This is a genomic window from Dietzia sp. SL131 (assembly GCF_026672565.1).
Lineage (GTDB): Bacteria > Actinomycetota > Actinomycetes > Mycobacteriales > Mycobacteriaceae > Dietzia > Dietzia kunjamensis.
On sequence record NZ_JAPPRI010000003.1, the window covers coordinates 1,722,995 to 1,743,551 of the forward strand.

Annotated in this window: 21 protein-coding genes and 1 pseudogene; 11 read left to right on the forward strand and 11 right to left on the reverse strand. The window is 71.2% G+C overall.

Features of this window, described 5'->3' with window-relative positions:
* Positions 1-33 precede the first annotated feature (33 nt).
* From OVA21_RS08850 to OVA21_RS08860, 3 genes are all read right to left on the reverse strand, one after another.
* Positions 34-1,164 (reverse strand): IS3 family transposase, encoded by a 1,131-nt coding sequence (locus OVA21_RS08850; protein ID WP_326493479.1) that lies wholly within the window; start codon positions 1,162-1,164, stop codon positions 34-36.
* Positions 1,080-1,475 (reverse strand): hypothetical protein, encoded by a 396-nt coding sequence (locus tag OVA21_RS08855; RefSeq protein WP_061917909.1) that lies wholly within the window; start codon positions 1,473-1,475, stop codon positions 1,080-1,082. The genes OVA21_RS08850 and OVA21_RS08855 overlap by 85 nt, the downstream gene beginning before the upstream one ends.
* A 131-nt stretch (positions 1,476-1,606) precedes the next feature.
* The gene (locus OVA21_RS08860; protein ID WP_268092263.1) at positions 1,607-2,092 is read right to left on the reverse strand and encodes a VOC family protein; all 486 of its coding nucleotides are present in this window, start codon (positions 2,090-2,092) and stop codon (positions 1,607-1,609) included.
* Positions 2,093-2,250: 158 nt separating this feature from the next.
* Here OVA21_RS08860 and OVA21_RS08865 point away from each other — a divergent pair, with 158 nt between their 5' ends.
* The 3 genes from OVA21_RS08865 to OVA21_RS08875 all read left to right on the forward strand — a co-directional run bounded on the left by OVA21_RS08865 (position 2,251) and on the right by OVA21_RS08875 (position 5,667).
* Complete coding sequence (locus tag OVA21_RS08865; protein WP_268092264.1) at positions 2,251-2,757, forward strand: LGFP repeat-containing protein; 507 nt, start codon at positions 2,251-2,253, stop codon at positions 2,755-2,757.
* A 28-nt stretch (positions 2,758-2,785) separates the two neighbouring features.
* Positions 2,786-4,369, forward strand: coding sequence for a cation:proton antiporter family protein (locus tag OVA21_RS08870; protein ID WP_268092265.1), 1,584 nt, complete (start codon positions 2,786-2,788; stop codon positions 4,367-4,369).
* A 107-nt stretch (positions 4,370-4,476) separates the two neighbouring features.
* Positions 4,477-5,667: a multidrug effflux MFS transporter gene (locus OVA21_RS08875; RefSeq protein ID WP_268092266.1), complete on the forward strand. Its 1,191-nt coding sequence runs from the start codon at positions 4,477-4,479 to the stop codon at positions 5,665-5,667.
* Here OVA21_RS08875 and OVA21_RS08880 read toward each other — a convergent pair.
* A complete protein-coding gene (locus tag OVA21_RS08880) occupies positions 5,642-6,379 on the reverse strand; it encodes a CPBP family intramembrane glutamic endopeptidase (protein WP_268092268.1) in 738 nt (245 codons plus the stop codon). The two genes, OVA21_RS08875 and OVA21_RS08880, sit on opposite strands and share 26 nt — an antisense overlap.
* Before the next feature lie 83 nt (positions 6,380-6,462).
* Here OVA21_RS08880 and OVA21_RS08885 point away from each other — a divergent pair, with 83 nt between their 5' ends.
* From OVA21_RS08885 to OVA21_RS08900, 4 genes are all read left to right on the forward strand, one after another.
* Entirely contained in the window at positions 6,463-7,338 is an 876-nt protein-coding gene (locus OVA21_RS08885; RefSeq protein WP_268093129.1) for an oxygenase MpaB family protein, read from the forward strand.
* Positions 7,339-7,426: 88 nt separating this feature from the next.
* Positions 7,427-8,467, forward strand: a complete 1,041-nt coding sequence (locus OVA21_RS08890) for a DUF808 domain-containing protein (protein ID WP_268092269.1) — start codon at positions 7,427-7,429, stop codon at positions 8,465-8,467.
* A complete protein-coding gene (locus tag OVA21_RS08895) occupies positions 8,467-8,994 on the forward strand; it encodes a DUF488 domain-containing protein (RefSeq protein ID WP_268092270.1) in 528 nt (175 codons plus the stop codon). Before OVA21_RS08890 ends, OVA21_RS08895 begins: the two co-directional genes overlap by 1 nt.
* A gap of 40 nt (positions 8,995-9,034) precedes the next feature.
* On the forward strand, positions 9,035-9,517 hold the full coding sequence (locus tag OVA21_RS08900) for an FABP family protein (RefSeq protein ID WP_268092271.1): 483 nt from the start codon (positions 9,035-9,037) through the stop codon (positions 9,515-9,517).
* A gap of 88 nt (positions 9,518-9,605) precedes the next feature.
* Here the strand turns inward: OVA21_RS08900 and OVA21_RS08905 are convergent.
* Positions 9,606-9,878, reverse strand: a pseudogene (locus tag OVA21_RS08905) (ABC transporter permease); the annotation flags it as partial.
* 124 nt (positions 9,879-10,002) lie between these two features.
* Between OVA21_RS08905 and OVA21_RS08910 the strand changes: the two are divergent.
* Entirely contained in the window at positions 10,003-10,689 is a 687-nt protein-coding gene (locus OVA21_RS08910) for a phosphate signaling complex PhoU family protein (protein ID WP_096905210.1), read from the forward strand.
* Positions 10,690-10,752: 63 nt separating this feature from the next.
* Positions 10,753-11,157 carry a VOC family protein gene (locus OVA21_RS08915; protein ID WP_132063417.1) on the forward strand — a complete coding sequence of 135 codons (405 nt, stop codon included), beginning with the start codon at positions 10,753-10,755 and terminating at the stop codon, positions 11,155-11,157.
* Positions 11,158-11,242: 85 nt separating this feature from the next.
* On the opposite strand, the gene ilvD is transcribed toward OVA21_RS08915, so the two are convergent.
* The 3 genes from ilvD to OVA21_RS08930 all read right to left on the reverse strand — a co-directional run bounded on the left by ilvD (position 11,243) and on the right by OVA21_RS08930 (position 15,619).
* A complete protein-coding gene (gene ilvD, locus OVA21_RS08920; RefSeq protein ID WP_268092272.1) occupies positions 11,243-12,982 on the reverse strand; it encodes a dihydroxy-acid dehydratase in 1,740 nt (579 codons plus the stop codon).
* 108 nt (positions 12,983-13,090) lie between these two features.
* Complete coding sequence (locus OVA21_RS08925) at positions 13,091-14,452, reverse strand: cryptochrome/photolyase family protein (RefSeq protein ID WP_268093130.1); 1,362 nt, start codon at positions 14,450-14,452, stop codon at positions 13,091-13,093.
* 99 nt (positions 14,453-14,551) lie between these two features.
* On the reverse strand, positions 14,552-15,619 hold the full coding sequence (locus tag OVA21_RS08930; RefSeq protein WP_268092273.1) for an LLM class oxidoreductase: 1,068 nt from the start codon (positions 15,617-15,619) through the stop codon (positions 14,552-14,554).
* Positions 15,620-15,721: 102 nt separating this feature from the next.
* Here OVA21_RS08930 and OVA21_RS08935 point away from each other — a divergent pair, with 102 nt between their 5' ends.
* The gene (locus OVA21_RS08935) at positions 15,722-17,005 is read left to right on the forward strand and encodes a cation:proton antiporter (RefSeq protein ID WP_259821209.1); all 1,284 of its coding nucleotides are present in this window, start codon (positions 15,722-15,724) and stop codon (positions 17,003-17,005) included.
* A 218-nt stretch (positions 17,006-17,223) separates the two neighbouring features.
* Here the strand turns inward: OVA21_RS08935 and OVA21_RS08940 are convergent, their stop codons facing one another.
* Positions 17,224-17,844, reverse strand: coding sequence for a hypothetical protein (locus tag OVA21_RS08940; RefSeq protein WP_268092274.1), 621 nt, complete (start codon positions 17,842-17,844; stop codon positions 17,224-17,226).
* Positions 17,841-18,761, reverse strand: coding sequence for an endonuclease/exonuclease/phosphatase family protein (locus OVA21_RS08945; RefSeq protein ID WP_268092275.1), 921 nt, complete (start codon positions 18,759-18,761; stop codon positions 17,841-17,843). Before OVA21_RS08945 ends, OVA21_RS08940 begins: the two co-directional genes overlap by 4 nt.
* A gap of 142 nt (positions 18,762-18,903) precedes the next feature.
* Here OVA21_RS08945 and OVA21_RS08950 point away from each other — a divergent pair, with 142 nt between their 5' ends.
* Complete coding sequence (locus tag OVA21_RS08950) at positions 18,904-19,887, forward strand: pseudouridine synthase (RefSeq protein WP_154827970.1); 984 nt, start codon at positions 18,904-18,906, stop codon at positions 19,885-19,887.
* Here OVA21_RS08950 and OVA21_RS08955 read toward each other — a convergent pair.
* Positions 19,856-20,527, reverse strand: a complete 672-nt coding sequence (locus OVA21_RS08955; RefSeq protein WP_154827972.1) for a dihydrofolate reductase family protein — start codon at positions 20,525-20,527, stop codon at positions 19,856-19,858. The genes OVA21_RS08950 and OVA21_RS08955 overlap by 32 nt on opposite strands.
* Positions 20,528-20,557: the final 30 nt, after the last annotated feature.

The following is a 20,557-nucleotide window of genomic DNA, read 5'->3' on the forward strand; positions in this document are numbered from 1 at the left end:
ATCCGCGGTGATTGTCAACCTGTTGTGAGTCATTCAGGCGGCGATGAGGGTTGCGGCGATCGGTGGGATCGTCAGTCGTGAGCCATCGTTTGCCAGGTTGATCGTGACGGTGGTGTTCGGGGTGGGGATCTGGGGTCGTTTGCGGTAGCGGCCCGCGTGCTGGCGGTAGTGCTCATCGAGCCTGGTCTGCCGGGCGCGGGCCGTGTCGACCCAGGTGCCGTCGTGAACGGACGCCGGGGTGTAGCCGGCCAGTCCGCCGTGATGGTGTCGATGGTTGTAGTACTCAACCCATTCGGCGATCCACTCGGTGGCATGATCGAGGTCACGGAAGGCCCGCGGGTAGGCGTGCGCGCTCTTGACCGTGGCGAACCACGATTCGATGTAGGCGTTGTCGTTACTGACCCCGGGCCGGATGTACGAGCAGGTCACGCTTCTGTTCTCGAGTTCGCCGCGTACGTGCTTGGAGGTCATGGCCGAGCCGTTGTCGGAGTGAACGATTTCGACCTTGCCGCCTGAGGCATCGACGATGGTGGTCAGAAGTTCAGCGGCGATGTAGCGGTCTTCGCGGGTCTGGATCGTCCATCCGACGATCTTGCGGGAGTACAGGTCGATTACCGAGTACAGCGCAAAGCTCTGTCTGGTTGTGCGTCCGGGCAGGAACGAGATGTCCCAACACAACACCTGATCGGGCCGGCGGGCCTGCAGTGTGGGGCTATCCCGGGGCGCGTTGGGGCGTCGTCGTCGACGGACAGGGGTGGTGCGCACCTTGGCGGCCACCCGCTGAAAGGTCGCCTGACTGGCCAGCACCGGTCCGGTATCGATGTGCTCGTACCAGGCCTGCCGCACACTACGCCCCTTCGCCAGCGAGGCGTTGACCGTATCGGCGACCTGCGCTGATTCTGCCTCAGTCAACGCATGGGGCTGCTTGCGATCGGCGTGGGCGATCGGCTCCGCCACCCGGGGTCGGGGCTTGCGCCGAACATGAAACGAGCCCCGGGACAGGCCGATCATTGCCAGCGCCGACCGCTGACTTCGGCCTGCCGCCTTGAGTTCCTCCAGCAGGGCGTTCTCGGCCGCGATCAGCTCCTCGTGCTCTCGCCGCTGCTGCTCGGTCCAGTCGGGTCCTCCCCGTCGTCGGCCACGCCAAGTGAGTGCATGACCGATATAGCTTTTCCCAGCGCATCAACGACCTTGCGCTCGGAATCCAATTCCGTTTCCAGCTTGGCGATTCTGGCGTTCAGACGCCTAACCTCAGCTGCATCTTCCCTGGTCATCTCCCCAGTCTGACGCGGGATGACGTTCCCGTCGAGGTCACCGTCAGCCAACGCGGCCACCCACCGCCGCATCTGCCACTCAGCGATCCGGTGCTCCTGCAGAAACGCGGCCTTGGTGCCATACCGGCACTCGACATACTCAAGCGCCAACCGCCGCCTCTCCTCAACGCTGCGCTCGCGTGATGGAACAACCACCGTCATCTCGACACCCTCCCGCCAGCGCCCATCGCCGACTCACAACCAGCCTGAGTCACAGGGCGCTACTCCAATTCGAGTAGCGGATCCGGAATGCGAATAGCGAATTTCGTAGGGCTGGCGGGCGGGAGTCCGAGTCAGGCGTCGGTGCCCGCAGCCGCCGCCTCGAGGGCCGACACGTCCAGCTTCACCATGTCCATCATCACCGCGAACGCGCGCGCCGCCGCCTCCCGGTCCTCGCCGCGCCACAGATCGTAGAGGGACTGCGGCGCGACCTGCCACCGCACTCCGAAGCGGTCGATCAGCCACCCGCACTGCACCTCACGGCCCCCTCCCGCGAGCAGGCCGTTCCAGTAGTGGTCGATCTCCGCCTGGTCGGCGCACCGGATCTCCAGGGAGATCGCGTCGGTGTACTCGGGGTCCGAGCCGCCGTTGAGCGCGATGAACGGCCGCCCGTCGAGCTCGAACTCCACGGTGAGCACGTCCCCCGCCCTCGGCCCGGGCGTGTCGACGGGGCTGGTGTCCACGGCGACCACGCGCGAGTCGGGGAACACCGAGCAGTAGAACTCGGCGGCCTCCTCCGCCTGGGTGGCGAACCACAGGCACGTGGTCATCACGGCCATCGCGGCCTCCTCCCGGGGCTCGCCCGGTCGGACGGGTCGCCCGCTCCCAGTGTCCACCCCGCCCGGCGCCCCCGGAAAGGACTCGGGCATCACGGTTCGGCATCGGCGGCGGCGGTGGGCGGGGTGGGCCCGGTGGGCGGGCGGCTAGGATCACCGGCATGGACAGGATCACGCGTGTCCTCGCCCCCCTCGCTCTCGCCGTCGCCCTCGGTACCGGCCTGGTCGCCTGCTCCGCCGACGACGGTGGCGGTGCCGGTGAGTCCGCCGCACCGGTGTCCACGACGGAGGCGGCGACGACGACGAGGTCGACCCCCGTCCCGGGGCCCGTGGACTCGGGCGTCGACATCCCGGTGGCCGTTGCGGACCGCTGGAACGAGCTCGGCGGCGAGCAGGGCGATCTCGGCCGGGTGACGGGGCCGCCGACGGCTGTGGAGGGCGGCTCGGTCACCGACTTCGAGCGGGGGGCGATCGTGCTCACACCGTCCGGGAACGCGTTCGTGGTCCAGGGCGAGATCCTCGCCGCCTATCGCGAGGCGGGCGGCCCCGCCGGTGAGCTGGGCTTCCCCGTCTCGGACGAGACGACGACCGACGGCGGGTGGATCTCGGCGTTCGAGAACGGCACGATCGCGTTCCTGGACGGTCGGCCGGTCGTCGAGGTGCGGTGACGACCACCGCGCCGGGCGAGTAGCACCGGTGGAGACCGTCGCGATCTACCTCGTCGTGGTGTTCGGGTGCGGGTTCGTCGCCCGGATGATGCGCCTGCCCACCCTCATCGGCTATCTGGCCTCGGGGTTCATCCTCCACGCGCCCGGCATCGAGGCCCTGCCCGTGGTGGACTCACTCGCCGACCTCGGCGTGACGATCCTGCTCTTCACCATCGGGCTCAAACTCGACGTGCGGATGCTCCTGCGGCGTGAGGTCCTCGCCACGACGGCCGCCAACCTCCTGGCGGTCGCGGGAGTGACCGCCGGCTTCCTGGGGATGCTGTCCATCATCGGGGTGCGGTTGCTGGCCGAAGCGGACTGGCAGGTGGTGGCCCTGCTGGGCTTCGCGCTGTCGTTCTCCAGCACCGTCTTCGTCGTCCAGGTGCTCGACGTGCGGTCCGACTCCCACACCCTCTACGGTCGGGTCGCGATCGGGATCCTCGTCCTGCAGGACGTGGTGGCGGTCGCGTTCCTCACCGCGATGACGGGCGCCCCGCCGAGCCCGTGGGCGTTGGCGTTGCCACTGTTGCTCCCCGCGGTGTGGCTCGTGCGCCGGGCCTGGAGCAGGCTGGGTCACGGTGAACTGCAGGCGTTGTTCGGGATCACCATGGCGCTGGTGCCGGGGTACTGGTTGTTCGAGAGCGTCGGCATCAAGGGCGACTTCGGGGCGATGGTGGTGGGAGTCCTCCTCGCCTCGCACCCGCGCGCCGCCGAGCTGTCCCGGACCCTCTTCGGCCTCCGCGAGCTCCTGCTCGTGGGCTTCTTCGTCTCGATCGGTCTCCACGTCACACCCACCCCGGAGACCCTGTTGCTGGGCCTCCTGCTCGTGGTGTTGCTCCCCCTGGAGGCCGCCGTGTTCACCCTGGTGCTGGCGGCGTTCGGGCTACGCAAACGGACCTCGATCCTCGCGGGTCTCGCGCTGGCCAACTTCTCGGAGTTCGGGCTCATCGTCACCGCGACCGGGGTCGATGCGGGGATCGTCGAGCAGGACTGGCTCGTGGTGGTGTCGGTCGCGGTCGCCGCGAGCTTCGTGATCTCGACACTGGTCAACCACCGCGGGACGCGGCTCGTGGCGCGGTTGTCCTCGCTCGTGCCCACCCTGCGGGACGAGCGCACCCACCCGGAGGACGCCCCGCTCGACATCGGTCACGCCCGGGTGCTGGTCCTGGGGGTGGGCCGGGTGGGCCGCGCGGTGCGGGACCGTCTGACCGAGGAGTACGGTCTGACGGTCGTCGGGGTGGAGAACGACCCCGTGAAGGTCGCCAGGCTCCGCGAGCAGGATGTCCACGTGATCGAGGCCGACGCGACCGACGACGACTTCTGGGACCGCTGTGTGAACGACGAGAAGGTGGACATCATCGTGCTGGCCATGCCGTTCCACGGCTCGAACCTCATCGCCCTCGAGCAGGTGGACGCGCGGGATTTCGAGGGCACCGTCGCGGTGGTCGCCCAGTACGACGACGAGAGGGACGAACTCATCGCACGGGGAGCGGACGTGGCCTTCCACATCTTCGAGGGCACCGGGGTCGGCCTGGCGGACAGTGCCGCCGAGGCCGCGGGGGTGCGGGAATGAGGTCTGCCGGCCGACGACCCTCCGCCGCGCCCCCCACACCACCCACCCGCCCACCCACCGCACCGCCCACCGCGCCGCCGATCCCCACACCCACACCCACCGCGTCGGTGCCCGCCACGATGCTCCTCGCACTCGCGCTCACCGGGGCGATCGGGCCGTTCGCGACCGACACCTATTTGCCCGCGCTGCCGCTGATCGTCGAGGAGTTCGGGATCACGGCCTCCACCGCCCAACTCACCCTCACGGCGTTCATGGTCTCGCTGGCGGCGGGGCAGCTCGTGATCGGGCCGCTCTCCGACCGGGTGGGGCGGCGGACGCTGCTCGTCCTGGGCTCGGTGGGCACCGCACTCGCGGCGGTGGTGTGCGCGCTGGCCCCGTCCATCTGGATCCTGGTGCTCGGACGCGTCGCGCAGGGCTTCGCCGGTGCGGCCGGGATCGTCCTGAGCAAGGCCGTCGTGGTGGACGTCGGGCGCGGCGCGGGCGTGGCCAAGGCGTTCGCCACCCTCATGGCGATCCAGTCCGTCGCCCCGGTCATCGCACCGCTCATCGGCGGCGCGGTCGTGCCGTTCGGCGGCTGGCGGGGCGTGTTCTGGCTACTGGCCGGCCTGTCCGCCATCACGGTCGTCGGGGTCCTCGTCGCGGTGCCGGAGTCGCTCCCGGCCGCGTCCCGCCGTAGTGGGGGCGTGCTGTCCACCGTGTCGGACATGCGGGGCGTGTCCACCCATGGCCCGTTCATCGCGCGCGTGTCCGTATTCGTCTTCACCTTCGGCGTCCTGTTCGCCTACATCTCCGCCAGCCCGTTCATCTACCAGGACATGGTGGGCCTGTCCCCCACCGCGTACTCGGTGGCGTTCACCGTCAACGCGCTGGGGATCCTGGTCTCGAACCTCGCGGGCGCCCGGCTGATCGGCCGGTTCGCCCCGGAGAAGATCATGCACACCGGCGTGGTGGGCATGGTGACGGCGATCGTCCACCTCGTCGTCGTCGTCGCCCTCTCCCCCGCCGGCACCCTGGGGTTGGCACCGGTCACCGTGGGGTTCGTCCTGCTCACCCTGTCGGTCGGGTTGGTCCTGCCCCACGCCGCGGCACTGTCCATGCAGGCCACCCGGGGCCACTCGGGCTCCGGGTCGGCGCTCCTCGGCGCCGCCCAGTTCGGACTCGCCGCCGTGGTCTCCCCCCTCACCGGCCTCGCGGGCCCGAACTCGGCGATCCCGTTGCTCGTCGTGATGGGGGCGTGCGCCGTCCTGGTCGTCGCGGCGACGTGGGCGGTGATCAGCCGGCCAATGCGCGCCACGTGAGCGCCGCGGCGAGCGCCCCGACGGCGTTGAACGCCCAGTGCAACCCGATCGGGGCCAGCAGGCTGCTGCTGCGGCGACGGATCCAGATGAACCCGGCCCCGGCCACCGAGGTCGCGGTCACCGCCAGGCCGATCCCCGCGAGCTGACCCGCCACACCGGTACCGAGGACCTGTGCGAGGCCGGCGTTGCCGGCCGTGAGCCCCAGCGACGACGTGACGTGCCACAGGCCGAAGGCCAGTGACCCGATCACGAACACCCCGGTGGTGCCGAAGGTCCGCTCGAGAGCGCCCTGGAGGACCCCACGGAACGCGAATTCCTCCGGCAGGACCGTCATCAGCGGGATCAGGACCAGCGCCGAGAACACCGCCATCCGCAGATCCGAGTAGCGCTCGGACAGGAAGAACGGACTCGTCAGCGGGATCAGGCACCCGGCCGTGACCACGGCCGCAACCACCACCGTCGCCGCGAGACCGTACCCAAGCCCGCGGGGCATGTGCCGCGCCGCCAGCCCCAGGTCCGACCACCGCATCCACCGCGCCTTGGCGACCACGACCAGCACGAGAACGGCCAGCGGCACGATCCACTCGCGGAAGGGCAGACCCGCCAGGTTGGCGGTGAGATTGATGGCGACCAGCGTGGCCAGGACCGCGGCGACGCCCGCCACCCCGCGCACACGGGAGCGGCCGGGCGGGGACGTCGACGGCGTGGTCATCAGTCGCGACGATACCGCGCGGCCCGTCCGTACCAGGGGTATGGTGACACGGACGACCACGTCACGTGATGGGGGTGTCCACCATGGCAACGGTGACGACGACCGCGTCCCGCGTCCTGACCGGCGCCCGCCGCAGGGCGGGCCTCGTGGTCCGTTCCCGGGTGGCGGGTGACGACGCCGACGCGAGACGCCAGCAGATCTGGCACTCCGAGGGCGAACGCTGGAACTCCCCCGACGACGCCATCTGCCGCGTCAACGGAGACGCCTCCATGTTCGCCGGCGGACTCACCGCACTCCTCCTACAGTCCCTGCACCCGCTGGCCATGGCCGGGGTGGCCGACCACAGCGACTACCGCGGCGACCCGTGGGGGCGCCTCCAGCGCACCTCGCAGTTCATCGCCACCACGACCTTCGGCACGATCACCGACGCCTCCCGGCTCATCCGGGAGATCAACGGTGCGCACCGCGCGGTATTGGGCACCGACTACCGGGGGCGCCCCTACGACGCCCGCGACCCCCACCTCCTGCGCTGGGTCCACGTCGCCGAGATCTGGAGCTTCCTCGAATGCCACCGCCTCTACGGGCGCGAGCCGCTGACGCCGGCCGAACGAGACGACTACGTACGACAGGCCTCGAGAACCGGCCTCATGATGGGCGCCGGGGAGGTCCCCCTCACCGTGCGCGAACTCGACGCGGCGTTGGAGGGGTACCGGCCCGAACTCGAGGCCTCGCCCGCCGCGCTCGACGCGCGCCACTTCCTGCTCGACGGGCCACCGATGGGACTGGCCGACCGGCCCGCCTACGCGCTGCTGCGGGAGGGAGCCGTCGCGGCGCTGCCGGGGTGGGCCCGGACGATGCTCGAACTCCCCGACGGGCCGCTCGGATCCAGCGGACTCGGACGGGCATTGGGACGCGCCGGTGTCTCCTCACTGCGCTGGGTCCTCGACGCGATCGAGTGACGCGGCGCTACCCTGTGACGATCCGACCCTCCGGGGTCGGCCCTGTCGTCCGCGGGTTCCCCCCGCCCGTTGAGAAGTGAGGTCTGTGATGGCCGGTGGACTCGCCGCCCTGCTCGATGACGTCGCGGTGCTCGCGCGCATGGCAGCGGCCAGTACCGACGACGTCGCCGCCGCCGCAGGCCGCGCCGGCGTGAAGGCCGCCGGCGTGGTGGTCGACGACACCGCCGTGACCCCCCAGTACGTCCGCGACGTCGACCCGTCCCGCGAACTGCCCATGATCCGCAAGATCGCCATCGGGTCACTGGGCAACAAGGCGATCATCATCGTCTTTGCACTCCTGCTCAGCCAGTTCGTGCCGTGGATCCTCACCCCGATCCTCATGCTGGGCGGGCTCTACCTCTGCTTCGAGGGGGCGGAGAAGGTTTGGGAGCGGGTCTCCGGACACCACGAGGAGGCCGCCCCCGTCGTGGACCGGGGCCCGGACGCCGAGGCGAAGATGGTCCGCGGCGCCGTGACCACCGACTTCATCCTCAGCGCCGAGATCATGGTGATCTCCCTCAACGAGGTCGCGTCGGAGTCCTTCTGGTCCCGGGCGATCATCCTGGTCGTCGTGGGGCTGGGCATCACCGCGCTCGTCTACGGCGTCGTCGCGGTGATCGTGAAGATGGACGACGTCGGCCTCCACCTGGCGGGGAGGGAGTCCCCGGGTGTGCAGCGGTTCGGCCACGGCCTGGTCAAGGCCATGCCGACGGTACTCGAGGTGATCTCCTTCGTCGGCATGCTGGCCATGCTGTGGGTCGGTGGCCACATCCTCCTCGTGGGGCTCGACGAACTCGGCGTGACGGGGCCGTACCACCTCGTACACGTCCTGACCGAGCCCGCGGCGGGCGTCGCGGGCGTCGGCGCGGTACTCGCCTGGCTCGTCGACACGGCGTGCGCACTGGTCTTCGGCCTCGCGGTGGGCGCGGTGGTCGTGGCGATCATGCACCTGATCCCGCGACGGAGCTCCGGGTCGCACGCCGGGGCGGACGCCGACTCCGACGCCGGGTCCGGCACCGACGCCGGGGGCGCGCGCGGTGACCACGGCGGGGCGACCCGAACGAGGACGGGAGAGGACACCGACCACTGATGCTGTTCACGGTGGGGCACGGCAGGTTGGATCGCGACGAGCTGGCACGGTTGCTCACCGGCGCCGGCGTCGAACTCCTCGTGGACATCCGGCGCTTTCCCGGGAGCCGCGCGAACTCCGCCGCTGCCAAGGGCGCGGTGCCCGAGATCGTCTGCGAGGCGGGGATCGACTACCGCTGGGAAGAGGACCTCGGCGGCCGCCGCAGCCTCACCGCCGACCGGCGCCGGGCCTCCCCCGACACCTGGTGGCGGGTCGAGGCGTTCCGCGCCTACAGCGCCTGGACCCGGGACCCTGCATTCCGCGCCGCCCTGGATCGGGTCGTGGCCGACGCCCGATCGCGACAGGTCGCGGTCATGTGCTCGGAGTCGGTGTGGTGGCGCTGCCATCGTCGGATCGTCGCCGACGTCGTCGCCACGGTCCACGGTCTGCCCGTGGGGCATCTGATGCACACCGGAAAGATCACCGAGCACAGTCCGAGCGAGGGCCTGCGGCTCGACGAGCACGGCGAACCGGTCTGGGATGGCTGACCCCGCGCGGCCGGCGTCACCGATGGCCTAGTCTCGCGCCATGTATCCCGCCTCGACGCCCGCCGCCAACCTGACCCCCGTCGCCGCCCTGCTGGGCACCTGGCGAGGCGAGGGGGCCGGTTCGTACCCGACGATCGACGACTTCACCTACACCGAGGAGATCACGTTCACCGACGTGGGCAAGCCCTTCCTGCACTACGTGCAGCGTACGTGGAGCCCCACCGGATCCCCCATGCACACCGAGACCGGGTACCTCCGGGTCCCGGGTGACGGTACGGCCGAGTTCGTCCTGGCCCAGCCCACCGGGCAGACCGAACTCTGCGAGGGGACGCTCGTCGCCGAGGCGGACGCCCTGGTGCTGGAGTTCCACTCACGCGTGCACAACAGTGCGAGCGCAAAACAGGTCGACACCACGCACCGCCGCTACGAGACCGTCGGCGACCGGATCACCACCACGTTCGCCATGGCAGCGGTCGGCCAGCCCCTCACCCACCACCTGCGTTCCGAGCTGCGCAGGGCCTAGACCGCAGCACAGGGCCGGTCGGTCACGAGGAACGACGAACTGATCCGGGCGCTGCGCGACCACCGACCGCCGGGGCCAGCCGCGAGCGTCAGCGCGCGGCGCGGTCGCGCAGAACCAGCCGTGACAGCCCATCCAGCGCGAATCCGAGGATGCCGATCACGAGGATCACCGCCATGACCTGGTCGTAGGCCAACTGGTCGCGGGCGTTGAGGATCTGATAACCCAGGCCGGACCGCACGCCGAGCATCTCCGCGGGCACCAACACGATCCAGGCCGTCCCGAGCGCGAGGCGGATGCCGCCCAGGATCGCCGGCCGGACCGCGGGGATGACGACCCGGGTCAGGCGCTCCCAGCCGCTGGCGACCCTGGTCGGGGACCGTTCTGTCTATTCATTCCCGGGCCGGGTCCCCCTTTCCGGAGGGCGGCGCGGTGAACAGTGGGAGAACGGAAGCCGTCCGTTACCGCACCGGCACTACAGTCGTGTCATGCGCACTGTCTTCCATTCCAAGCTCGATGAATTCTCGGACCAGCTGGTTCGCTTCTGCGAGACCAACATCCGCCTGCTCGACCGAGCCACCGCGGCACTGCTCGACGGCGACGAACTCGCCGCCATCGAGGTGATCGACGGCGCCGCGGAACTGGAGGATCTCCGTGAGGCCAGTGAGCAGCATGCGTTCGAGCTTCTCCTGCTCGAGTCCCCGGTGGCCGGCGATCTACGTCAGGTGGTCTCGGGGATCTACATCGTCGAGCACTTCACCCGCATGGCCGCGCTGGCCGGCCACATCGCGCGGGTCGCCCGCCGACGCCACCCGCTCCCCGTGGTGCCCGCCCCGCTCGTCCCGCTCATCCGGGAACTGTCGCAGCACGACGGTCGGATGGCCCGCGAGCTCACCGCCCTGCTCGTCGAGAAGGATGCGGACAGGGCCCGCACCCTGGACGCCGAGGACGACGCCGTCGACCGCCTCCACGCGGACCTCATGAAGCAGATCTCCGCCGAGGACTGGCCGCACGGTTCGGTCGCGGCCGTGGACCTGGCCCTACTCGCCCGTTACTACGAGCGTTTCGGCGACCACACCGTGAGCATCGCCAACCGGGTCGTGTACCTGGCCACCGGCGAGCGCCCCGAGGGCGGGTCGCTGTCCCATCTCGATGACGGCACGGTTCTGGACTGAGTACTGCCGGACGGTTCCGCGCGGCGATATCCTGGGGTCCCGCGACCCGATGAGGAGACCGCCATGTCCCGACCGGTCCATTTCGAGATCCACGCCTCCGACCCGGCCCGGGCCTGCACGTTCTACGGAGACGCGCTGGGCTGGACGTTCGAGGACTGGAGCGAGTACGCCGGGAGCCCCTACTTCGGGGTGACCACCGGACCCGAGGACGCCCCCGGCATCAACGGGGCCATCATGGCCCGGCCGGGGGACGCGCCGGAGCCCGGCTCCCCCGTCCGGGGCGCCGTGCTCACTGTGGGGTGCGAGGACTTCGACGTCACCGCCGGCAGGATCCTGGCCGCCGGGGGCGAGGTGGCCCTGGAGAAGCACGCCCTCCCCGGCATGGCGTGGCAGGGGTATTTCCTCGACACCGAGGGCAATGTGTTCGGTCTCCACCAGCCCGACCCCCGGGCCGGCGAGGAGGCCTGACCCCCGCGGGGGACGACCTCGGCCCACCCGAGACCGCCCCCGCGGGCGTCGACGGTCCGCACCGCCCCCGTCGACGCCGTCCCGGTCAGCGGCAGATCGCCCCGGTGGACGCCGACTGCACCAACTTGGAGTACTTGGCCAGGACACCGCGGGTGTAGCGCGGAGGGAGCGGCTCCCAGCCCTCACGCCTGGTCTGTAGCTCCGACTCGTCCACGAGCAGCTCCAGGGTGCCCTGCGAGACGTCGAGCCGAATCCGGTCGCCGTCCCGCACCAGGGCGATCGGCCCGCCGTCCACGGCCTCGGGCGCGATATGGCCCACGCACAGTCCGGTGGTTCCGCCGGAGAACCGGCCGTCGGTCATCAGGAGCACGTCCTTGCCCAGGCCCGCGCCCTTGATCGCGCCGGTGATGGCGAGCATCTCGCGCATGCCGGGACCACCCTTGGGACCCTCGTACCGGATCACCACCACGTCGCCCGCGGTGATGGTCCCGTCCTCGAGTGCGTCCATCGCGGCGCGCTCCCGCTCGAAGACGCGGGCGGTGCCCTCGAAGACGTCGGAGTCGAAGCCGGCGGACTTGACCACGGCGCCCTCCGGGGCGAGCGATCCGTGGAGAATGGTGATGCCGCCGGTCGAATGGATGGGCTCCCCCATGGCGCGCAGCACCTTGCCGTCCGGGTCCGGCGGGGCGATGTCGGCGAGGTTCTCGGCGACGGTGCGGCCGGTGACGGTGAGGCAGTCGCCGTGGAGCAGACCGGCGTCGAGCAGGGCCCGCATGACCACGGGGACGCCACCGATCTTGTCCACGTCGGTCATGACGTGGGCGCCGAACGGCTTGACGTCCGCCAGATGCGGGACCTTGGCGCCGATGCGGGCGAAGTCATCGAGGCTGAGCTCGACCTCGGCCTCGCTGGCGATCGCGAGCAGGTGAAGCACCGCGTTGGTGGACCCCCCGAAGGCCATGACCACGGCGATCGCGTTCTCGAACGCCTCCTTGGTCATGATGTCGCGCGCGGTGATGCCCTTGCGCAGGAGTTCCACCACTGCCTCACCGCTGGCCTTGGCGTAGTCGTCACGCCGACGGTCCGGGGCCGGCGGCGACGCGCTCCCGGGCAGCGACATGCCCAGTGCCTCGGCCGCGCTGGCCATGGTGTTGGCGGTGTACATGCCGCCGCAGGCGCCCTCGCCCGGGCAGATCGCGCGCTCGATGGTGTCGACGTCCTCGCGGCTCATCAGACCCCGCGAACAGGCCCCGACGGCCTCGAACGCGTCGATGATCGTGACCTGCTTCTCGGTCCCGTCGGAGAGCCTCGCGAACCCGGGCAGGGTCGACCCCGCGTAGAGGAAGACGCTCGCCAGGTCGAGGCGGGCGGCGGCCATGAGCATGCCGGGCAGGGACTTGTCGCAGCCGGCGAGCAGCACAGAGCCGTCGAGCCGCTCGGCGCTCATGACGGTCTCGACGCTGTCGGCGATCACCTCACGCGAGACCAGCGAGAAGTGCATCCCCTCGTGGCCCATCGAGATGCCGTCGGACACCGAGATGGTGCCGAACTCCAGCGGGTAACCGCCTCCGGCGTGAGTCCCCTCCTTGACGGCCTTGGCCAGCCGGTCGAGCGAGAGGTTGCACGGGGTGATCTCGTTCCACGAGGAGGCCACACCGATCTGCGGCTTGACCCAGTCGTCGTCGCCCATTCCCACGGCGCGCAGCATCCCGCGCGCGGCCGTCTTCTCCAGGCCGTCGGTCACATCGCGGCTTCGGGGCTTGATGTCGGCCTCACGGCCGGTGGTCGTGTTATCGGAGCGGGGGGTGTCGGTGCCGGAGGTCATGGGGCCAGCCTAGGCACTCCCCGCGGTCGGCGCCCTCGGACCCTCCCGGGGGCCGACGATCGAGCGGGGCCCGGATCGGGCGTGACGGCCGGCGGCCCCACGGCCCGGTCAGCGATCGGCGTCCCTGGCCAGGTCGTACCGACGTAGGGCCTCGCGGCGTTCCTCGGCGTGGTCGACGATCGGCGACGGGTAGCCACCGTCGTAGCCGCCCGGGGCGCGCCACGGCTCGTGGGCGGTGGCCCCGGACAGGTGAGCGAGTTCGGGCACCCATCGCCGGACGTACTCCCCGTCGGGGTCGAATCTCCGCCCCTGAGTCACCGGGTTGAACACCCGGAAGTACGGGGAGGCGTCGGTTCCCGTGCCGGCCACCCACTGCCACCCGTGGTTGTTGGAGGCGAGATCACCGTCGACGAGGTGGTCGAGGAAGTGCCGCGCCCCGACCGGCCACCAGACGTGGAGGTCCTTGACGAGGAAACTGGCCGTGACCATCCGCACCCGGTTGTGCATCCACCCCTCGGCGAGTAGTTGCCGCATCCCGGCGTCGACGAACGGGTACCCGGTCCGGCCCTGCCGCCACGCCTCGACGAGGTCCTCCACCCCGGGGCCGTGGTCGTAGGGCATGCCCGCGAGCGGGTCGCGCAGGTCGCGCCACGCGGATCGTGGCCGGTGCCACAGGACGTCGGCGTAGAACTCACGCCATGCGAGTTCGGTGACGAAGCGGCGGGCTCCCTCCCCGCCCGCGGCCGGGTGGTCGGCGAGTTCGGCCAGGATCGTGCGTGGGTGGATCTCCCCGTACTTCAGGTACGCGGACAACCGACTGGTGGTGTCGAGGTCCGGTCGGTCCCGCTGCTCGTCGTATGCCTGGAGATCGTCGTGGAGGAACTCCCGCCACCGGGTGAGAGCCGCGGCCTCCCCCGCTGCTGCGGTCCCGCCCGCTCGTGCCGGGACCTCAGGTGGGCCTTCCCCGGACGCGGTGGTCCACGGGATGTGGTCGGGCCGCTCGCCGGGCGGGGGCCACCCGTGCTCGTGCCAGGCGCGGGAGAACGGTGTGAAGACCTTGTACGGCTCCCCGCTGCCGCTCAGGACCCGGCCCGGACCGACGGCGTAGGGAGACCCGGTGGTCACCAGTTCGCGACCGTCGGCGTCGAGTGCGGCGCGTACGCGGTCGTCGCGACATCGTCCGTAGGGGGTGGATTCCCGGCTGATGTGGACGCGGCCGGCGCCGACCTCGCGGGCGAGCCCCGCGATCACCTCGGCGGGGTCTCCGGTCCGCACGACCAGTGCACCGCCCGTGTCCCCCGAGAGCGCGGCGAGGGAGGCCGCCAACCGCCCCGCCCGTACACCGGCCCGCCGCAGGAGCGCGGGGTCCCGGACGAAGACCGGCAGGACCTCGTCCCCGGAGGCGACGGCCTCGAGGAGGGCGGGGTGATCGGTCAGCCGCAAATCACGTCGGAACCACAGGATCGAGATCCCCACAGGGCCTCCCTCGTCGACGGGCACGACCGCCCCCGGGGCGGCGGGCGGCGCAGTGATCTCCCGAGTGTGGCAGACCCGGGCCGGGGATCCCGTTCAGTCGAGCGCGGGGAAACGGGGCACGACGTACTCGGCCAACTCGGCGATCACCTCGAGGACCGGTCGGCGGCAGGCCCCCAGCCCCAGCTGTACGTGGTTGACACCGATCCCCCGCAGGTCCTCCAGGTGGTCGACCAGTCGCCGACGACCGATCCGGAAACCGAAGTCGATCGGGGAGGCGGTCTCGTCGGGGTTCTCCGCCAGGTCGATGCGGAGCGACTGTGCGAAGGGTTTGAACACCTCGCCGTCGTTCCCACCGCCCTCGTTCCCACCACCGCCGTCGCTCCCGGCTCCCCCGGCCGCGGCGCCGTCGCTCCCGGCTCCCCCGGCCGCGGCGACCACCATCTCCCGCCACTGCTCGACCGTGCGCCGCTGGACGTCGAAGTCCCGCGGGTAGGTCATCCACCCGTCGCCGTGGGCGGCGAGGTACGCCACGCTCTGCTGACACGAGCCGATCATGATCGTCGGCACCGACGCGGCGCTGGGCTTGGGCACCACGTCCGCGCTGTGCATCCATCCGCCGGACCACCGGATCCCGCGCATCTCGGTGGTCAGGGCGTGCGTCATCACGCGGAGGTTCTCGCGGAACCGCTCACCGCGCTCGCCCTGCTCGAGGCCGAACGCGCGGAACTCCTCGGGCCTGTCGCCGGACGCCAGGCCCAGGAGGAACCGCCCCCCGGAGATCCGGTCGAGGCTGGCGGCGGATTTGGCGACGTGGAGCGGATGCCGGACGGGCAGGACGATGCCGGCGGTGCCCAGCGCGATCCGCGAGGTGTGCGCGGCCATGTGGGTGAGGAACACCCACGGGTCGTAGATTTGGCCGACATCGCCGAACGACGGCACCCGCAGCGGAATGTCACGGGCGTAGAGGGCGGCGACGCCACCGGCCTCGGCCGCCTGCGCGATCCGCGCCTGGACGGCCGGGTCGCCCACCTCGTCGCCGTCGGCCCGGGTCCGCAGGGGAAATCCCAGTCCCAGGGTGAGGCGGCCGGGCGCGTACGTGCGCCGGAATCCCGGCAGTTCGCGTGGGTCGCCGTCGGAGCGGGTGCACGGCGAGTCGGTCATGCCCCCACCCTCGCACGCCGTCTCCGCCGCCGGCCCCCTGCCCGGCGCACACGGGGCCACTCGACTAAGCTCTCCCTCATCCGTCGAGCGGAAGGCTGAGCGTTGACCACGACCCTGCTGGCCGCGGAAGCCTCCTCGACCGAGCTGATCTCGCTGTTCTGGGTCGTCCTGGCCGTCTTCGCCGCCCCGCTGCTGTCCTCGCTGACGCGGTCGCTGGTCCCCGGCGTGGTGATGCTCCTCGTGGGCGGGATGCTGGTGGGCCCGAACGGGTTCGGTCTGGCGGTGGAGACCGGCGGGGTGGCGATGCTCGCCGAGCTGGGCCTGGGAATGCTCTTCCTGCTGGCCGGGTTCGAACTCGAGGTGTCGTCGGTGACGGGCCGGGGTGGTCGGCGCGCCGCCGGGACGTGGGCGGCGAGCATGGTCCTGGCCGCGGGCGTGGGGTGGCTGGTGTCGGGGCGGTGGGAGACCGCGGTGGCGATCGGGTTGCTGCTCACGTCCACGGCGGTCGGCACCCTGTTGCCGATCCTCAAGGGCGCGGGTCACGACACCACACCGGTCGGCCGGGCGGTCCTCACACACGGCGCCATCGGAGAGCTGGGGCCGGTCCTGGTGATGGCCGTCCTGCTCGGCACCCGCAGCATCGGCTCCTCCCTGGTCGCGGTGGGGTTGTTCTTCGCGGCCGCGCTGGTCGTCCTGGTGGTGCCGGCCCGGCTGCTCCGCGTGCCCGGCCTGGGTCGGGCACTGGTTCGCGGTACCTCCACGACGAGCCAGCTCGCGATGCGCACCGTCCTGCTGCTGCTGGCCGCGATGATGGTCGTGGCCACGGTCTTCGGGTTGGACGTGGTGCTGGGTGCGTTCGCGGCGGGCATCATCCTGCGTCGGCTGGTAGATGTGCTCGCCGACCAGCTCCGCGCGAGCGACGAGGACCCCGACCGGGGCCTGGCCGAGGTGCTCACGCACCAGCTGGAGACCGTCGGTTACAGCGTGTTCATCCCCGTGTTCTTCGTGGTCTCCGGGATGGCGATCAGCGTGGCCGCGGTCGCCGATGCGCCGTGGATCCTGGTGGCGGCGGTGGCGAGCATGCTCGTGATCCGTGGTGGCGGGGTGTGGCTGTCCGAGCGCGTCCTGCGCACGAGCCCGGGCCTGACCACGACGCGCGAGCGCGCCAGGGTGGGCCTCTACGCGGCGACGGGCCTGCCGATCATCGTCGCCGTCACCCAGGTCGCCGTGGACAACGGCCTCATGGCCGCCAGGATCTCCTCGGTGCTGGTGGCCGCGGGCGCGGTCACCGTGCTGCTGTTCCCGCTGCTGGCAGAACTGGTGCGCGCCGGGACGACGACGGAGACGGAGGAGACCAAAGAGACCGAGGAGACGACGACGAGGTGAGGTACCTGGGAAGCTGACAGTCATTGGGGTTTCCCAGGGGACAGGGGCGTACGTGGCCGAGCTCGCACGGCGGGCCGGTCACGAGGTGACGGTCGTCTCGCGCTGCGGCCGCCACCGGGGCCCGACGGCTCGTGGTGCAGTCCTCCCTGGGTGCCGGTGACTCCGGGAGTCAGCTGCCGCTGCCGCTACGGCTGCTGATGAAGGTCGTGCTGGCCGGCCTACCTGCTCGAGGTGGTCTCGGACGACTCCCTCGTCCGCAGGGCGGTCGGCGTCAGCAACTGAGGCCCGCGGGCCATGAGCACGGCGGCGACCAGGGCGCCCAGTCCGCCTGCCGCCATGTCGCCGACGGTGTCCCCGTAGGTCACGTAGATGTCGTCGGTGAGGTAGGCGTAACCGAACCACTCGACCATCTCCCACAGGGCGCCCAGCGCCAGCCCCAGCACCGTGGTCAACACGATCCCCCCGGCGGTGGTGAACCCGCGGGCGCCGGGCGACCGCACGATCCCCCGGTGCGCCAGGAACAGATAGGCCACCACCGCCATCCAGCCTGCGAGGACGACGTGGACGGGCACGTCCCACCACCGCAGGACCCGGTACAGGTCGACGACGTTGCTCCACGCCGCCACGAGCAGGGCGGTCGAGACGGAGATGTCGGCCCACGCGCGCATCCCGATGAACCTGGGCAACATGAGCGCCGGCAGCGTGAATGCCACGATGGCCGCATCGGTGAGCTCGTGGAACAGCAGCGCCAGCAGGACGCTGAGGACACCGAGGAGGCGCAGGGCGTCCGCGACTCGCTGCGCCCCGGTCTCGGCGGGCCGGAGGAAGTTGTCGATCACGTCGCACCGGCCCCTTCCTGGTCTCGTCCCGGGTCTCGCGGCTCGTCCCGCCCGGGGTCCGGACGGACCACGGCCTGCACAGGCAGGTGGTCCGACGGCCAAGCACCGCCGTACCGCAGCGGGTTGATCGCGGCGTCGGTGACCCTAACCCGTGATGTGGCAAGTATCCAGTCGATCCGGGTGCCGTCCCTGCGCGGCTCGCGGTACGCGGCGTACGTGCCCCACGGGTCGGTCCGCCGGTTCTCCGCGGCGCCCCAGCTGTCCACCAGTGCCCCCTCCGCGAGCAGGGTTCGCACCGCGGCATCGGACGGGCCCGCGTTGAGGTCCCCCGCGACGACGGCCGGTACGTCGCGCGCGGCCACCAGATCGCGGACCGCCCGGGCCGAACGGACGCGGGATCGTCGTGACAGTGGGTCGAGGTGGGTGTTGACCACCAGCAACTCGTGGCCGGTGTCGCGATCCCGGAAGTGCGCCGACACGAGCACCCGGGGGAACAGGTTGCCCCAGGACATCGATCCGGGGCGGCCCGGGGTGTCCGACAGCGCCGACTGATCCCACCCCAGCAGGTCGAGCCTGGTCGTGTCGTAGAAGATCGGGCAGGCCTCGCCGCCGCCGTTCGCTCCCCTACCCCGACCGAGGTGGTCGAACCGCTGGCCGAGCCCGTCGCGGACGTCCGTGATCTGCTCGGCGACCACCTCCTGGGCGCACAGCACGGTCGGCTGCTCGGCGCTCAGCAGCGCCCGCACTCGCGGGGCCCGGGCGGTCCACCGGTCGGCCGCACGGGTCAATGGGGCGGGGACCGGTCGACGGATGTTCCAACTCATGACGTGGATCCCGGGCGCCCCGACCCGGCCGAGGACAGGCGTCAGCCCCGGACGCGCGGCGTCCGGGGCGGATGCGGAGCCGTGCGGTGGCATGTCGGACGTCCTCCGCTCTCGCCGTCGATCGGACATGGCCGGGATCGTTTCTCCCACTGTATTCGGCGCGCAGGCCGGCGCGGACCGGTCGCGGGGCGGCACGAGATCGCGTCCACGGCGACGCGGGTGGGAGGATGACCGCATGTCGACGCAGCCGCCCCTGCCCGTCAGGGACGGCGTGGGACCCACGCGGTTGCGGGTGCCGACCACCGGCCCCTGGGCGGGTATCCCCGGGTTCCTCGTGGCCAGGTTCGACCACCTCGACCCGGGGGAACTGCACCGCCGGATCGAGGCCGGCGAGATCGTCGGTGCCGACGGCCGGGCGATCGCCCTCGACACCCCACTGGGCACCCACGAGTTCGTCTGGTACCACCGCGACCTGCCGGAGGAGACAGTTCTGCCGTACCGGGAGGAGATCTTGTACCGCGACGACCACCTCGTCGTCGTCGACAAACCGCACTTCCTCCCCACCACCCCGTCGGGGAGGTTCCTCCGGGAGACCGCACTCGTGAGGCTGCGAACCCGCCTCGGCAACGACGCCCTGACACCGATCCACCGGCTGGACCGCGAGACGGCGGGCCTGGTGATGTTCTCCGCCCGCCCCGACACCCGCGGCGCGTACCAGTCGATGTTCGAACGACGCGAGGTCGCCAAGGTCTACGAGGCGGTATCGGCACGGCCGCGGGGATGGGACCCTCGCGGCCCGACGATCGGGGGCCGCCCGCTGCCGATCATCCACCGGGCCCACATCCGCTCCCGGCGCGGCGACCTGCGCGTCACGGTCGACCCCTCACTCCCGACGAACTCCGAGACCCTCATCGACGTGCTCGCGGCCGGGCCCGGTGTCACCGGCCGACAAGTGCTGCACACGATCCTTCGGCCGCGCACCGGCCGGCCGCATCAACTGCGGGTGCACCTCGCGGCGCTGGGCATCCCCATCCTCGGTGACCGGCGTTACCCCGACCTACTCCCCGAATCGCCCGACGACCCTCACCTGCCGCTGCAGTTGCTCGCCAGCGCACTCGAGTTCACCGATCCCGTCACGGGCGCACCGCGGCGGTTCGTCACCCGGCGAACCCTGCGCCACGCCCCCGTCAGCGGTCGCGCCGGAAACTCAGGTGGATGACGCCGCTGGGCGACGCGGCGGCCTCGATGTGGAACCGCTCCTCGAGCCCCTCCAGTCCGTCCCACAACCGCTCGCCCCTGCCCAGGAGGACCGGGACCACCGCGACGTGCATCTCATCGATGAGGTCGGCTTCGAGGAACTGCCGGATCGTCGTGGTGCCGCCCCCGATCCTCACGTCGCCTCCCGCCGCCAGACCGCGGGCGTAGTCCAGCGCCTCGGCGGGCGAGGCGTCGAGGAAGTGGAAGCTGTTCCCGCCGTCCAGTTCGAGGACCGGGCGCGGGTGATGGGTGAGCACGACCACCGGGGTGTGGAAGGGCGGATCGTCCCCCCACCATCCGCGCCACCGCTCGTCCCACGGCCCCCGCGACGGGGCGAACTTGTTGCGGCCCATGATCTCCACGCCCACGCCGGTGTTCCACCGGCTGGCGAACGCCTCGTCCACGCCCACCGTGGGCGACTGGGCGTCGTGGAAGCCCATCTCCTGGAAGGTCCGCGTGGGCAGGGCCCACTCGAGGAGGCGGTGGTCGGCGTGGCCGAACGGCGCCTCGAGGCTCTGCCCCTCGCCGGTTCCGAACCCGTCGAGCGAGACCGAGAAGTTGTGGACCCGCACCCTCGATGCGGGTCCGTCCGCGACCGTCATCGCTCGATCGTATGCCGATTCCCGGGGGCG